Source organism: Bergeyella anatis (genome assembly GCF_036016955.1).
Classification (GTDB): domain Bacteria; phylum Bacteroidota; class Bacteroidia; order Flavobacteriales; family Weeksellaceae; genus JAYWXI01.
Genome location: NZ_JAYWXI010000005.1, coordinates 91,161 through 105,312 on the forward strand (window position 1 = coordinate 91,161; position 14,152 = coordinate 105,312).

The window sequence follows — 14,152 nt, forward strand, 5'->3', positions numbered from 1 at the left end:
TCACTCCCTTTTTTGGTTTTAAAAAGAGGTTCGGTATGGACGCTTTGGTTTGGGCTTTGGTTTTTTACGGTGGAAAAATACTAGATGGCGGACGGGCGGTTTACCAAAAAAGACTAAATTTGCGTTTAATATGGATATCGTAATCATTATCGCATCTTTTTTAAGGCGTTATGGGCGGGCGGAGGTGCCTTCGTTTGGCGTTTTTTATTTGGGGAAAGGGCAGGCAAAGTTGGATCAATCGACTGGTCATCTTCTTCCTCCGGCGCGAGAGGTTCGTTTTGAAGAGGGAGATTTGGAGGGAGGAAATCTTTTGGCGGATCATGTTGCTGAGAAGCAAGGGGTTTCCCGAGGGCAAGCTTTGACGCTAATTTCTGAGGTGGTGACTTTTTGGAAGGCGAATATGGCGGAGAAACGCTCTTTTTCGCTGGAGGGTTTGGGGAAATTTGTTTTTTTGGAAGAACGCTTGCGGTTTGAAGGGGAGAGAGTACAGGACGAGACCCCTGATTTCTATGGTTTGGAGGAAATTAATCTTCATCAGCTTAAACGAAAAACGTCTCCGAAATCCACCGAATATCAAATTAAAAATGCTTTGTTGTGGGCTTTTTTATTGATTTTGCCTTTGGGGGGATTTTTGATTTTGGCTTTTACCCAAAGGGAGATGCTTTTTGGGAAGTTGTCTTTTCCGGATAGGGGGGATGAAGTGCCGATTCACCGAGAGCAAGCCCAAAAAGATTCCTTAAAAAGAGATTCTACGGAGGCCTTTCGTTTAGGAGACTCATTGCAGGTTAAGGATAGCCTGCGTTAATCGGATAATTTAAAATACAATATATTTTCATGTCTAAGATCAAAAAAGCATCAGAATCACTTACGGTGATGACTAATATCGTATTACCTAACGAGACCAACTCGCTTCGAAATTTGTTCGGCGGTGAGCTTTTGGCGAGGATGGACCGTTGCGCTTCGATTTCGGCGACGCGTCATTGCAAGCGTCGGGTGGTTACGGCGTCGGTTAATCATGTGTCGTTTAATTACCCTATTCCGGAAGGGGGGATTGTGATTTTAGAGTCGAAAGTTTCGCGTGCGTTTTCTACTTCGATGGAGGTTTATGTAGATGTTTGGTTGGATGATCCTATTGCGGGGAAAAAGATTCATACCAACGAGGGGATTTATACTTTCGTGGCGGTGGATGAATTCAACAAGCCGGTGCCGATTCCTCAGATGGAGCCGGAGACCGAGTTGGAACAGCAACGGTACGATGCGGCTTTGCGGCGTAAGGAGTTGTCTCTGATTCTTTCAGGACGGATGAAGGCGGCCGACTCGGTGGAGCTGAAAAAACTCTTCCAGTCTTAATTCTGGAAATCATTAAATTTTTTCGGCGAATGAAGATTTTGCAGTTGGATCATAATCACCCTTTGATTTCGGCACAGCTTTCGGCTCGTGGTTTTGTGGTGGAGGAGGATCATACGTCTTGTTACGATGAGGTTTTGTCCAAGATTAAGAACTACGAGGGGGTTATTCTCCGTAGCCGGATTCCGATTGATGCTCGTTTTTTGGATCAGGCGTCGCATCTTAAATTCATTGCGAGAGTCGGTGCGGGGATGGAGAATATCGATGTGGCAAAGGCTGAGACTTTGGGGATAGCGCTCATTAATTCTCCGGAGGGCAATCGGGATGCGGTGGCCGAACAGGTTTTGGGCTCTTTGCTTGTTTTGATGAACCGTCTTTTCATTGCGTCCGAGGAGGTGAAGCGTGGCATTTGGAAGAGAGAGGAGAATCGCGGGGACGAATTGCTCGGCAAAACAGTGGGGCTTATCGGTTATGGGCATATGGGGAAGGCTACGGCCAAGAGGCTTTCGGGATTCGGGGTTCGGGTGATTTTTCATGATATTCTTTCGGGTTTGTCCGATGCTTATGCTACGCAGGTTCCTTTGGAGGTGTTGCAGGCTGAGGCGGATGTGGTTTCGCTTCATGTACCTTTGACGGAAAAGACACATTACATGGTGGACGAGGCGTTTATTGCCAAGATGCGTAAACCGTTTTATTTGGTGAATACGGCACGGGGGAAAAATGTTAAAACGAAAGATTTAGTTAAAGCCATTGAGGCGGGGCAAATTAAAGGGGCTGCACTGGATGTCTTGGAGTTTGAGAAATCTTCTTTCGAACATTTGGAAGCAGGTCAGGAAGAGTTGCACTATCTTTTACAGTCGGATAAAGTTTTAGTGACACCGCATATTGCTGGCTGGACGCATCAGAGCAAAGAAAAATTGGCTCAGGTGATTGTCGATAAGATTTTAGATCGGTTTTCGGGCGTGTAGGTTATAATTTTATTTTTTTTGAATTTCTCAAAATCCCTTAAATTGCAACCTTTAATCAAAGTGGATTTTTGTTGGCTAATGAAAAAGATACTCAGAGGCATTTTTTGTTTAGGGATTATTTGGTCTTTTTGGCATTGCGCCAAAAAAGAAGGGACGGCGGAAGGGGAAGCGGCCACTAATCTTCCCAACTTCGGGCGGGTTGTTTTGGACGAGCCGGTGCTTCGCAAGCAGGAGGATTCATTGACGATGGCTCTGGCGGAATATTACCAACGGGTTTGGAGTGACGGCGATTTGTGGGGCGGGCTATTGGTGGCGAAAGGCGACGAGATCGTGTATGAAAACTACCGTGGATTTGCTCAGGAAGGCCAGACGCAACCGATTGATGGAAATACGCCCTTGCATGTTGCTTCGGTCAGCAAGACGATAACGGCCATGATGGTTTTGAAGTTGGCGGAAGCCGGAATGTTGGGTTTGGACGATCCTTTGACCCGTTTTTTTCCGAAGTTTCCTTATCCGGGAATCACGGTGAAAATGCTTTTGAATCATCGAAGCGGGCTTCCTAAGTACGAGCATTTTATTGACCATATTGAGGCCAAGGAGCCTGTGTTGTCTCAAAAATTTATTCACAACTCGGAGGTGCTCGATCTTTTGATTCGGTATAAACCCGAGGCGGCTCGGAATCCTGACACTGGATTTATGTATTGCAATACCAATTATGCTCTTTTGGCTTTGATTGTTGAGAAGGTAACGGGGGTTGATTTTCCTGAAGCGGCGCGGCAAATGGTCTTCCGCCCTCTGAAAATGAACCATACTTATGTCTTTCAGGCTAAAGATACGCTGCGGGCTTCAAAATCGTTTTACAGCAAAGGACCTCGGGTTTATCCTTATGATCGGTTGGATTTAATCTATGGGGACAAAAACGTTTATACTACCCCGAGGGATTTGTACCGTTTTTCACGTGCGATGTATACTGAGGGATTTTTAAAGGAGGATTTGATGGCTCAGGTTTTTGTGCCTTACAGCAATGAAAAGGCCGGCGTGAATAATTACGGTTTGGGATTTAGGATGAAAATTTTTGAGGATGGGCGGCGCCTAACGTATCATAATGGGTGGTGGCACGGGAGTAATTCGGTGTTTGCTCATTTGCAGGATTCTAAGGTAACGATTGTGGCGATTGGGAATAAATATTCTCAGCGGGTTTATTCGGCGCTTGCGCTTTCGGCTTTGTTCGAGCCTTTTCCTTATGAGATGGCGAAGTTTCGTCAGGTAATGGGCGATACGCTTCCGTCGGCGGAGGAAGCAGGGGATGGTAGCGAATAATATTTCCCTAAATTTGTACAAAATCTTTTGATGAAGAATTTTTTTCTATTAGTATGGATGGGGTTGATGCTGGGGGCTTGCGCACGAGTGGGCTCTCCTGTGGGCGGAGCCAAGGATACTTTGGCGCCTCGTTTTGTTAGTTCTAATATCGATACGTCGCGTGTGGGGGTGCCTACGGATTTGAAACAGTTGCGTTTGAATTTCGATGAGTATATTACGCTAAAAGACGCTTCTAAGAACCTTATTATTTCGCCTCCGTTGAAATTAAAACGGATTTTGCCAACCTCGATGGGGAACCGTTACGTTTTGGTTGAATGGGAGGGGGATTTATTGGCGAATACGACGTATAATTTCAACTTTGGGAATGCTATTGCGGATTTGAATGAAGGGAATATTCTGCCGTATTATAACTTTGCTTTTTCTACGGGGGATCGTTTGGATGATCTTTATGTCAGTGGGGAGGTGTTTGACGGGATGCTAAGACGATCCGAAAACGAAAAAAAGGAAACTGCCGACAAGGCTAATTACGTGGTTGGGCTTTATCAGGAAAAAGATACGGTGGATTATGCGAAGAAACCTTATTACATTGCCAAGGTGGATCCCGATGGTTATTTTGAATTGAATTATCTTTCGGCGGGGCGCTATCGTCTTTTGGCTTTTAATGATGAGAATCAGAATTCGGTTTATGACGTGGGTAAAGAGGCGGTGGCTTTTTTGAAGGAGCCTTTGGAGCTGCAGAAGAGTCTTTCGGGGTTGGATTTGAGGATATTTCCTGTTCGAAAGCCCTTGCGTTATAAGGAGATGAAAGACATGGATGGCGGGGCGATGCTTCTTTTTGAAGGAAATCCCAGCCGTGTGGAGGTTAAGCCTCTGAGTGAGAAATTGAAAACGTATAACCTTATCCACCATCCTAAGTCGGATACCGTTCGTCTTTGGTTTGATGCACAGGCTCAAGACCTCGGGGTCTCGGGAAGTGAGAATTTGAAGTTTGCATATACTGCCGATGGAAAATCGGGGGAAGCGTCTTTGTTTTATCGGGCGGGAGCGGTTAAGGAGATGACTTTGTCTAATGCGAGCGGAAATCTGCTGCCTCCGAATAGTGCTCTTGAAATTGAGGCCAATTATCCTATTGCCCATTTGGAATCTGCCAAATGGAAACTTGTGGAAGACAGCTTGACAAGTCGTCCGTTTACGGTTGAGACGCTTGAGCGCAATCCTTTTAAAATTAAAATTCGTTCCGCCTTCGAAATCGGAAAAAAATACAGCCTGACCATTCCCAAGGAAACGGTGAAATCTTATTATACCGGAGTGGGAAAATCGTATCAGTTTAATTTTGAAATTGACAAAGCCGAAAACTACGGAATCCTAACGCTGGATTTGCAACATAAGCCCGAAGCTCCTTTTTGGGTGCAGTTACTCAGTGAAAAGGGGGACAAGGTACAGTTTTCGAAGCTTTCCGAAGAGGCATTGGTTCGTTTTACGGAGTTGAAGCCCGGCCGCTACCAGCTTCGCCTTTTGGTGGATGATAACAGAAACGGGCATTGGGATCCGACGGATTTTGAAAACAAGGTGGAAGCCGAAGGCGTTTACGTATTTCCTAAAATTGTGGAGATTCGTCCGCTTTGGGAGAATAAGGAAGTGTGGGATTTAAAAACGGGCAGTACCTCGGCTCCTTTGAAAGTGGAGTCGGAGGTGACACCGCTATAACTCAATTGCAACAGACGATGAAGAAGTTTTTTAATGGGCTTTACTGGGTGATAATCGTGGGTGCTTTGATTCAGTTTGTCCCGGTGGATCGTACGACGCCTCCTTTGGAGGCTTCTAAAAGTTTTGTGGTTCGTTTTGATTCGCCCTCGCCGGTTCGCCAGGTGCTTCGCCGGGCTTGCTACGATTGCCATTCTTACGAGACGGTTTATCCTTTTTATGCTTTTGTGGCTCCGGTATCGTGGTCGATAAACCATAATGTGGATCGGGGGCGTCGGCATCTTAATTTTTCCGTTTGGGGCGATTATAATAAAGAGCTTAAAAAAGGCATGTTGGAGAAGGCGGTGGCTAGTATCAATCGCCGTTCGATGCCTGTTCCGGGGTATGTGGCAAAGCACCCGGAAGCGAGGCTTTCTCCTCAGGAGCAAAAAATGCTGGAGGATTATTTTCAGTCGATTTTAGATTCGGGAAGCTACGAGTTGAGGTAGTGTCCGAAAAATCTTTTTTGGGAATCGAACGCGATGTCGTCCATATTCAGGTCGTTTTTGTGAAGCCAAACAACTTCGGAAACCTCGCTGTAGTCCAAGTCTAAAAGCGAGGTTTTATTTTCCACGGAATATTCGAAAAAAATATCCAAAGTGTTGTAATCGATGCCTTTGTAATGGTAAACATTGGGCAAGGTCATGAGCAGACGGAGATGCTTTGGATTTAGAGCCATTTTTAGCTCTTCGTTCAGTTCACGGATGCAGGCTTCTTCGGCGCTTTCTTTCGGGTCGACAAAACCGCCTGCGAGATCGAGTTTTCCGAGCCCCGGATTTTGGTTGCGTCTGGTGAGCATGATTTCGTCGCCACAGCGGATGACCACCGCTACGGCTGCAGCACAGTTATGAAACAACACGTAATCGCAATGGCGGCAGGACCATTTCTTTTCGCCATCCCACAATAGGGTGTTTTGGCCGCATTTGGGGCAGTATGTCAGGGCTTTCATCGGTTTGGAAAGTTAGTTAATTTTTATTTCTTGGATGGTAGTTTAGGATGACGTCCCGAAGTTCTTCCGTTTTCAGATGGGTATAGATCTCCGTGGTCGTGATGCTGGAATGGCCTAACATTTCTTGGATGTATCTCAGGTCGGCACCGTTTTGCAGGAGATGGGTGGCAAAGGAATGACGGAAGGTGTGAGGGGATATTTTTTTGCTGATTCCGGCTTTGTCGGCCAATTCTTTAATGATGATGAATACAATGACGCGGGACATGGTTGAGCCTCTGCTGTTTAGAAAGAGAAAATCTTCGCATTTTTTGTTTATTTTGTAGTGGGCTCTTACGTTGTCGATATAGTCTTTAATGAGCGTTGCGGTAAAATCGGCCATAGGGACGAATCTTACTTTGTCGCCTTTTCCTTCTACTTTTAGGTAATTTTCTTTGAAATTGATGTTGGAAATTTTTAAATCAATAAGTTCGGATACCCGCAGTCCGCAGCCATAAAGCACTTCGATGATGCAATAGTTTCTTTGTCCCAAAGGGTTGGAGCGGTCGATGGCTTTGATGATGCGGTTAACGTCTTCGGAGCTTAGGGTATCGGGAAGGTAGAGTCCCAGTTTGGGGCCTTCCAGTAGTGAAGCCGGGTTGTCCGTGCGTACTTCATCTTCCACCAAATAGCGGAAAAAAGCTTTGACGGATGAGACCCATCGGGCTTGGGAGCGTTCGCTGAATTTTTCTTTCGATAATTGAAACAAAAATTCTTGAAGATGATTGTAAGAGATTTCTTCGGGGCCGACAAGAAGGTGATTTTCGGCGTATTCTTTTAGTTTTCGGATATCCCTGAGGTAAGCGTCGAGTGTGTTGTCGGAAAAATGGCGTTCAAATTTTAAAAAGTTTTCAAAGTCTTTAATTTTTTCGTCCCAATTCATCATTTGTTTGTTTTGTGTTTATAAGTCTTCTTTCGGAATTCTTACCACTTCGATATGGTGTTCTTTCAGAAAGGAAATGCCATCGTCATCCGAGTATTCGTCAATGTATACCAGACGGGAAATGCCGGCTTGCAGAATCAGTTTGCTGCATTCTTTGCAAGGCGATAAGGTAATGTACAAGGTGGCGTCTTTAGCGGATTGGGTGGAACTGGCGAGTTTCAGTATGGCATTGGCTTCGGCGTGGAGGACGTACCAATGCGTTTGCCCGTTTTTGTCCTCGCACTGATTGGGAAATCCGCTGGGGGTTCCGTTGTAACCGTCGGAAATGATGGTGCGGTCTTTTACGATGAGGGCGCCAACCTGCTTTCTTTTGCAGTAGGAAAGTTTGGCCCATTCCAAAGCCATTTTGAGGTACGCAATGTCAAATTTGTTGTGCATAACTTTAGAAGTTGGGTTTTCTTTTTTCGAGAAAGGCTCTAACGCCTTCGGTTTTATCTTCTTTTTCAAAAAGTTCACCGAAGGCTTTTTGTTCGTAGGAAAACCCGTTGGGGGTGTCGCTTAGGTTTACGGCTTTGATGGCTTCTTCAATAGCCATAGGTGAATTTTTGGCAATTTGAAAGGCAGTTTCTTTGGTTTTTTCGAGTAATTCTTCGGGCGGATAGACTTCGTTGACGAGTCCGATTTCTTTGGCTCGTGAGGCGGAAATCATTTTGGCGGAAAAAATTATTTCGTTGGCCAAGCCTTTACCGACGAGCTTGGGAAGTCTTTGGGTTCCACCATATCCCGGAATGAGCCCAAGGGTAACCTCGGGAAGCCCCAGTTTGGCTTGACTGGAAGCGTATCGAAAATGACAACTTAGCGCCAATTCCAATCCTCCGCCTAATGCAAATCCGTTTATCGCTGCAATGACGGGTTTGTTTAGGTTCTCGATTTTATCAAACAGTAGCTCTTGTCCAACCCGAGCCATGTTCTCGGCTTGCGAGGCATTGTAGTTGGCAAACTCTTTAATGTCAGCTCCTGCCACGAAGGCCTTTTCGCCTCCCCCGGTAAGAATAATTGCCCGGCATTGCCGATCCTTACCGGCCTGATCCAAAGCAAGGCTTAATTCCCTTATGGTTTGGGCATTCAGCGCATTTAGGCTTTCGGGACGGTTGATGGTAATGGTGGTTACAAAAGCATCTTGATATAGGGAAATCGTTTCGAAATGGCTCATAAGCGGAGAGATAATTTTTTTTATGCAATGACAAAGTAGTAAAATATATTTTAATTTTAAAACTTTGGTTTAAAATTTTATGAAAATTAGCGTTTTACAAGCGGGTGTGATTCAGCATATCCGAATCGATACGGATGTTTAATCCCACGGCAATCTTCATGCCTAATTCGATGTTTGCACGGAAAAAATGGCATAGTTGTCGGCTGATGATTTCGTTTTGTTTGGGGCCTTCAATTTTTTTCATGTGCTCTACGATGTTGCGAACGAGACTCTTTCTTTCGTCTTCGTTCATGGCTTTGGAATAGAGCAAACCGGGTTGGGTGTAATGGTCGTCGTCGTTTTCGTTTCGGTTGAAGTGGGCGACTTGGTTGCTGTCTAGTTCGTAATCGTAGCTTTTGTAGGAGGGCGGTGTTTTACTGTCCTCGAAACTGTTGGGGAAATAGTTGGGGGCGTCGCCATAGCTTTTGGCGTCAGCCATCAGGCCATCCCTTTGGTAATTATGAACGCCGAAAGGGCAACGGTTGACTTCTAATTGATGAGCGTTAACGCCGAGTCGGTAGCGCTGAGCATCGGGATAGGAAAAAAGTCTTCCCTGAAGCATTTTGTCAGGGGAAAATGAAATTCCGTCAATGAGGTTGCTCGGAGAAAAGGCGGCCTGTTCCACATGGGCAAAGTAATTGGTCGGGATTTCGTTGAGTTCCATTTCGCCCACTTCAATCAGAGGAAATTCATCATGGAACCATACTTTGGTAACATCGAAGGGGTTCCATCGGAAATCTTTCGACTGTTCTTCGGTCATCACCTGAATGTAGAGGGTCCATTTGGGGAAATTGCCGCTTTCGATGGCTCGGATGAGATCTTCTTGGGCAAAATCGGGGTTTTCGCCTTTCATGGCATTGGCCTCTTCGCTAGTGAAGTTTTTGATGCCCTGCTTGGTTTTAAAATGAAATTTAACCCATACTCTTTCGTTCTGATGATTAATCATAGAAAAGGTGTGAGAACCAAAACCGTGCATATGGCGGTAGCCGAACGGAGTACCTCTGTCGGACATCAGTATAAGAACCTGATGAAGACTTTCGGGGTTTAGCGACCAATAGTCCCACATCATGGTAGGGCTTTTCAGGTTGGTTTTCGGATGTCTTTTTTGAGTATGAATGAAGTCGGGAAACTTTTTGGCGTCCTTGATGAAGAATACCGGGGTATTGTTGCCGACCAAATCCCAATTGCCATCCTCGGTATAAAATTTCACGGCAAAACCTCTGGGGTCTCTTTCGGTATCGGCGCTTCCTTTCTCTCCGCCAACGGTGGAAAAACGCGCGAAGAGGTGGCAAGTATTACCGACTTTGGAAAAAAGCTTTGCTCTGGTGTAGGAGGTAATATCGTTGGTTACGGTAAATGTTCCGTAGGCTCCCGTCCCTTTCGCATGAACGACTCTTTCGGGGATGCGCTCTCTTACGAAGTGGGCAAGATTTTCTTGTAACATGAAATCTTGAAGCAAAATCGGCCCCCTGGCGCCTACGCTTTGGGAGTCTTGATGTTCATAGTAGGGTGCTCCTGACGAGCTGGTGATTTTTTTTGAATCCATCGGAACCGTGTTTTTATTGCAGTATTCAAATTTAGGGCAAAATTTCTTTATAATCCAAAAAGTCCTATCTTTGTGATAGATAATAAGTAATTACATGAACATTCAGCAATTAGAGTATCTTATAGCGGTAGACAAGTATAAACACTTTGGCAAGGCGGCTCAGGCTTGCTTTATTACGCAACCGACGCTGAGTGCTATGATACAGAAGTTTGAAGACGAGCTGGATGTTAAGATTTTCGATCGGACAACCCATCCGATACGGACGACGGATGTAGGCCATCAGATTATCGAACAAGCCCGTAAGGTTATCGATGCGGTGAATGAATTAAGGAATAAAGCGGATCTTCTCAATAACGTATTGGGAGGGAAACTCAATTTAGGGATTATACCTACGGTATCGACGTTCATTCTTCCTGTGGAGATTTTCGATTTTTTGGAGAAAAACGCCAAAATTGAGATGAAAGTTAAGGAAATGACGACGGAAAACATCATCAGGGGGCTGAAATCGGGCGAGTTGGATGCAGGGATTATTTCCACACCGTATGACGCGGCTAATGAGTTTTATAAAGATTTTCTTTTCAACGAAGAGTTGATGATTTATTCCAGCCAAAACAAAGAGGACCGTTTCGTGGCTCCCGGAGATATCGATGTGGAGAAGGTTTGGCTGTTGGAAGAAGGCAATTGTTTGCGGACTCAGTTTGAGAATATTTGCCATTTGAAAGAAAATTCCCTTAAACCTAAAAATTTGGAATTTCTAGCCTCTAATATTAATACCTTGGTTCAGATGGTGGACCAGGTGGGAGGGGTTTCTATCATTCCGGAGTTAGCGAAAAATCAATTCTCTGAGGAGCAGAAACAAAAGGTTTTCCGCTTTAGAAAGCCGTTTCCTTGTCGGGAAATCAGCATGGTGTATTATAAGCCAACCTATAAACAGAAGATTATTGATGAGTTGGTTAAAATGATTAGAGATTCAGTTCAGCCGAAACTAAACTACACACAAGCTCCAAAAGATTATGTTAACATTAGACCAGATTAAAAAAGAATATGGATTTCTTTTATAATACATTTAATAGTAAAAAAATCTATCTATTTGGACTGTTATCTTTTGTAATCTACATAGTCGGTTTTTTTTCGTCGTATCCTTATTTGTTAGACGGTTCTTCTAAGAGTGTTAATGCATTGGATGTGGTAAGAAATGTTGTGGAGTATGGTGTGATGTTTTTTTCGATAATTACTTTTTGTAGTATTTTATATAGAGGGAATTATTTTTTCAAATCGATAGTTTTTTTACTATTGTTTTTGTTGGGTGTTAATTTTATGATTTCCGCATCATGCCTGTTTATATATGAACAGGGGTTTAATGTAGGAATGATAATGAGCGTACTAGATACTAACCTCTCGGAAAGCCTTAGTATGTCTAAAACTTTAATACTACCTATTATAGCGGCTGTATTGTTTGTGGTTTTAGTATTTATTTTTATTAGAGAGCTATCAAAGAAAATATATAACTTTAAAAGAGCACCAATATATTTATATTCGTTTGTTTGGGTATTGTTGCCACTGCTTTTTCATGCAAAACATAAGTATATTAGTAATAAAGGCGGGGGAAGCATGATTAAAAATGTCTTCTACCATGCTAGTGATTTACAAAAAGCATATAATCTAAGAGAAGAGCTAAAGCTCATAACGGAGAATAAAGTACAATATAATTTGTCTCCGTTGGATAGTGAAGAAGGATTGCCTCAGAATATTGTGATTTTAATTGGAGAGTCTGCAAGGAAGCAAAATATGTCGTTGTACGGCTATGGAAGGAATACTACCCCTATAGCAGTTTCTGAGAAGCATAACATGGAAGTTTATAATAATGCCTATTCTCCGGCGGCTATCACGAATTTAGCAGTGCCTATCATTCTAAGTAATATTGATATAGATAACTATAAAGAAAATATATTGTCTATTAGTGATAATATTGTGAATGCAGCTAATCACCAAGGGTATGATACCTATTGGCTGAGCACGCAAGGTGGGGCGGCTGGGATAACGGCAATAGCTTCTTTCTCTAAAAATAAAAAATGGATTAGCGGGTTTGATGAAAGTTTGCTGCCGGAGCTGTCGAGTATATTGGCTCTAAATAAAAACTCAAAAAGGAGGAAGGTTATTGTAATGCACATCAATGGCAGTCATCCTTATTCTTGTGATAAATATCCAGAGAAAGAGGAGTATTGGAAATACCAAGGGCAATTGGATAATTGTTACGACAATTCCATAAGATATACCGATAAGGTAATGGGGGAAGTGATGAAGCAGATTGAGAAAACCAACGCCGTATTAGTTTATGTTTCAGACCACGGCCAAATCAAAAAAGACGATAAGTACATCCATGGAGATTATAGGGAAGCCGTTCAGGTGCCATTCTTTATTTGGTACTCACCGCTATATAAAACTAAAAATAGAGGTGTTGAGGTAAATAAAGTTGTATCAACAAGCATGGTCTACAAAACCGTTTTGGAGCTTATGGGAGTAAGTAACCCTAAGGGCGTTGATAATCAGGGAAAATATCTTAAGTTAGATATGAAAGCAATAAAGTATGATGAACTTAAATAGTTTTTGCTGTAAATAAAATCTTTTATAAATTTGCAGGCACAAAGTTCAGGAGGAGAAATTTGTACTGATTGCAACCTCTTTAAAAAATGCTAAAACAGATTTTTCTATTTTAGTTTCTTTTAGCAGTCTGCCGACGGTACGGATTTTTCTTAATTTTAATCTTAAATAAAAGAAACGATAAATGCCTTATTTATTTACATCCGAATCCGTTTCGGAAGGACATCCGGATAAAGTTGCCGATCAAATTTCTGATGCGCTTATTGATCATTTTTTGGCTTACGATCCTCATTCCAAGGTCGCATGTGAAACGCTTGTGACAACGGGGCAGGTGGTTTTGGCCGGTGAAGTTAAATCCGAAACCTATTTGGACGTTCAGTCGATTGCCCGGGAAGTGATTAAGACGATAGGTTACACCAAAGGCGAATACATGTTTGACGGGGATTCGTGCGGGGTTATCTCGGCGATACACGATCAATCACCGGATATTAACCAAGGGGTGGATCGCATTGTGGACGAGGATGATTTTGAAGCTAAGGCTCAGGCTCAGGGAGCAGGGGATCAAGGCATGATGTTTGGTTATGCGACCAACGAGACCGATAATTATATGCCGTTGGCCTTGGACTTGGCACATAGTATATTGAGGGAGTTGGCGGCGCTTAGGCGGGAAAACGATGCGGTGAAGTACTTGCGTCCGGATTCTAAATCCCAGGTGACGATAGAGTATTCGGACGATCATCGCCCCATTCGGATTGATTCTATCGTAGTCTCGACTCAGCACGACGAATTCGGAAGTGATGAGGCGATGCTTGCGAAGATAAGAAAAGATGTAATCGATATTCTTATTCCGAGGGTTAAAGCCAAGCAGAAATTGGAAATACAGAATCTTTTTAACGATCAGATTAAGTACCATATTAACCCGACCGGCAAATTTGTTATTGGTGGGCCTCATGGGGATACGGGACTTACTGGGCGCAAGATTATTGTAGATACGTATGGAGGGAAAGGCGCTCATGGAGGCGGTGCTTTTTCGGGTAAAGACCCCTCTAAAGTGGATCGTAGTGCGGCTTATGCTACCCGTCATATTGCTAAAAACTTGGTGGCGGCAGGGGTGGCCGATGAGGTTTTGGTTCAGGTGTCTTATGCGATTGGAGTGGCGGAGCCTTGCGGACTTTACATTAATACTTACGGGACGTCGAAAGTGGGGCTTACGGATGGAGAAATTGCCGAAAAAGTACTATCCATTTTTGATTTGAGGCCTTACGCTATCGAAAAGAATTTGAAATTACGTCATCCCATTTATCAGGAAACGGCGGCATACGGGCATATGGGGCGCGAGTCCTACGTGGCGGATAAAACCTTTAACAAAGGACGTTCGAATGAAAAAACGATAAAAGACCTGGAGTTCTTTACTTGGGAGAAATTAGACAGAGTAGAGGATATTAAGAAGGTTTTTGACCTTTAATTCCGTTTTGGGTTCGTGTGTCATGAATGACAATATTTACTA

The 14,152-nt window shown here is 43.6% G+C and carries 14 protein-coding genes; 9 read left to right on the plus strand and 5 right to left on the minus strand.

Annotated elements, in window-relative coordinates; translation table 11 throughout:
• The first annotated feature begins 130 nt into the window (after positions 1-130).
• The 6 genes from VQ048_RS05265 (at position 131) to VQ048_RS05290 (ending at position 5,827) form a co-directional block, all read left to right on the plus strand.
• Entirely contained in the window at positions 131-805 is a 675-nt protein-coding gene (locus tag VQ048_RS05265) for a hypothetical protein (RefSeq protein ID WP_327610650.1), read from the plus strand.
• Between the two features lie 29 nt (positions 806-834).
• The gene (locus tag VQ048_RS05270) at positions 835-1,350 is read left to right on the plus strand and encodes an acyl-CoA thioesterase (protein ID WP_327610651.1); all 516 of its coding nucleotides are present in this window, start codon (positions 835-837) and stop codon (positions 1,348-1,350) included.
• 29 nt (positions 1,351-1,379) lie between these two features.
• On the plus strand, positions 1,380-2,315 hold the full coding sequence (locus tag VQ048_RS05275; protein ID WP_327610652.1) for a 2-hydroxyacid dehydrogenase: 936 nt from the start codon (positions 1,380-1,382) through the stop codon (positions 2,313-2,315).
• A gap of 78 nt (positions 2,316-2,393) precedes the next feature.
• On the plus strand, positions 2,394-3,635 hold the full coding sequence (locus VQ048_RS05280) for a serine hydrolase domain-containing protein (RefSeq protein WP_327610653.1): 1,242 nt from the start codon (positions 2,394-2,396) through the stop codon (positions 3,633-3,635).
• A 30-nt stretch (positions 3,636-3,665) separates the two neighbouring features.
• Positions 3,666-5,342, plus strand: a complete 1,677-nt coding sequence (locus VQ048_RS05285) for an Ig-like domain-containing domain (RefSeq protein WP_327610654.1) — start codon at positions 3,666-3,668, stop codon at positions 5,340-5,342.
• 17 nt (positions 5,343-5,359) lie between these two features.
• The gene (locus VQ048_RS05290) at positions 5,360-5,827 is read left to right on the plus strand and encodes a heme-binding domain-containing protein (protein WP_327610655.1); all 468 of its coding nucleotides are present in this window, start codon (positions 5,360-5,362) and stop codon (positions 5,825-5,827) included.
• Here the strand turns inward: VQ048_RS05290 and VQ048_RS05295 are convergent.
• The 5 genes from VQ048_RS05295 to VQ048_RS05315 form a co-directional block, all read right to left on the minus strand.
• On the minus strand, positions 5,812-6,327 hold the full coding sequence (locus VQ048_RS05295) for an NUDIX hydrolase (protein WP_327610656.1): 516 nt from the start codon (positions 6,325-6,327) through the stop codon (positions 5,812-5,814). The genes VQ048_RS05290 and VQ048_RS05295 overlap by 16 nt on opposite strands.
• A gap of 16 nt (positions 6,328-6,343) precedes the next feature.
• A complete protein-coding gene (gene xerD, locus VQ048_RS05300; RefSeq protein ID WP_327610707.1) occupies positions 6,344-7,246 on the minus strand; it encodes a site-specific tyrosine recombinase XerD in 903 nt (300 codons plus the stop codon).
• Positions 7,247-7,264: 18 nt separating this feature from the next.
• The gene (locus tag VQ048_RS05305; RefSeq protein WP_327610657.1) at positions 7,265-7,684 is read right to left on the minus strand and encodes a deoxycytidylate deaminase; all 420 of its coding nucleotides are present in this window, start codon (positions 7,682-7,684) and stop codon (positions 7,265-7,267) included.
• Positions 7,685-7,688: 4 nt separating this feature from the next.
• Positions 7,689-8,459 (minus strand): enoyl-CoA hydratase/isomerase family protein, encoded by a 771-nt coding sequence (locus tag VQ048_RS05310; protein WP_327610658.1) that lies wholly within the window; start codon positions 8,457-8,459, stop codon positions 7,689-7,691.
• Between the two features lie 94 nt (positions 8,460-8,553).
• Positions 8,554-10,044: a catalase gene (locus VQ048_RS05315; protein ID WP_327610659.1), complete on the minus strand. Its 1,491-nt coding sequence runs from the start codon at positions 10,042-10,044 to the stop codon at positions 8,554-8,556.
• A 94-nt stretch (positions 10,045-10,138) separates the two neighbouring features.
• Here VQ048_RS05315 and VQ048_RS05320 point away from each other — a divergent pair, with 94 nt between their 5' ends.
• The 3 genes from VQ048_RS05320 to metK all read left to right on the plus strand — a co-directional run bounded on the left by VQ048_RS05320 (position 10,139) and on the right by metK (position 14,110).
• Positions 10,139-11,080, plus strand: a complete 942-nt coding sequence (locus tag VQ048_RS05320; protein ID WP_327610660.1) for a hydrogen peroxide-inducible genes activator — start codon at positions 10,139-10,141, stop codon at positions 11,078-11,080.
• 8 nt (positions 11,081-11,088) lie between these two features.
• Positions 11,089-12,648 carry a phosphoethanolamine transferase gene (locus VQ048_RS05325; protein ID WP_327610661.1) on the plus strand — a complete coding sequence of 520 codons (1,560 nt, stop codon included), beginning with the start codon at positions 11,089-11,091 and terminating at the stop codon, positions 12,646-12,648.
• A gap of 181 nt (positions 12,649-12,829) precedes the next feature.
• A complete protein-coding gene (gene metK, locus VQ048_RS05330; RefSeq protein ID WP_327610662.1) occupies positions 12,830-14,110 on the plus strand; it encodes a methionine adenosyltransferase in 1,281 nt (426 codons plus the stop codon).
• Positions 14,111-14,152: the final 42 nt, after the last annotated feature.

Coding starts and splice junctions, on each gene's coding strand:
- VQ048_RS05295 (WP_327610656.1), bottom strand. CDS start 6,327: ATGAAAGCCCTGACATACTGCCCCAAATGCGGCCAAAACACCCTATTG.
- VQ048_RS05305 (WP_327610657.1), bottom strand. CDS start 7,684: ATGCACAACAAATTTGACATTGCGTACCTCAAAATGGCTTTGGAATGG.
- metK (WP_327610662.1), top strand. CDS start 12,830: ATGCCTTATTTATTTACATCCGAATCCGTTTCGGAAGGACATCCGGAT.
- VQ048_RS05290 (WP_327610655.1), top strand. CDS start 5,360: ATGAAGAAGTTTTTTAATGGGCTTTACTGGGTGATAATCGTGGGTGCT.
- xerD (WP_327610707.1), bottom strand. CDS start 7,246: ATGAATTGGGACGAAAAAATTAAAGACTTTGAAAACTTTTTAAAATTT.
- VQ048_RS05325 (WP_327610661.1), top strand. CDS start 11,089: ATGGATTTCTTTTATAATACATTTAATAGTAAAAAAATCTATCTATTT.
- VQ048_RS05265 (WP_327610650.1), top strand. CDS start 131: ATGGATATCGTAATCATTATCGCATCTTTTTTAAGGCGTTATGGGCGG.
- VQ048_RS05275 (WP_327610652.1), top strand. CDS start 1,380: ATGAAGATTTTGCAGTTGGATCATAATCACCCTTTGATTTCGGCACAG.
- VQ048_RS05280 (WP_327610653.1), top strand. CDS start 2,394: ATGAAAAAGATACTCAGAGGCATTTTTTGTTTAGGGATTATTTGGTCT.
- VQ048_RS05310 (WP_327610658.1), bottom strand. CDS start 8,459: ATGAGCCATTTCGAAACGATTTCCCTATATCAAGATGCTTTTGTAACC.
- VQ048_RS05315 (WP_327610659.1), bottom strand. CDS start 10,044: ATGGATTCAAAAAAAATCACCAGCTCGTCAGGAGCACCCTACTATGAA.
- VQ048_RS05320 (WP_327610660.1), top strand. CDS start 10,139: ATGAACATTCAGCAATTAGAGTATCTTATAGCGGTAGACAAGTATAAA.
- VQ048_RS05285 (WP_327610654.1), top strand. CDS start 3,666: ATGAAGAATTTTTTTCTATTAGTATGGATGGGGTTGATGCTGGGGGCT.
- VQ048_RS05270 (WP_327610651.1), top strand. CDS start 835: ATGTCTAAGATCAAAAAAGCATCAGAATCACTTACGGTGATGACTAAT.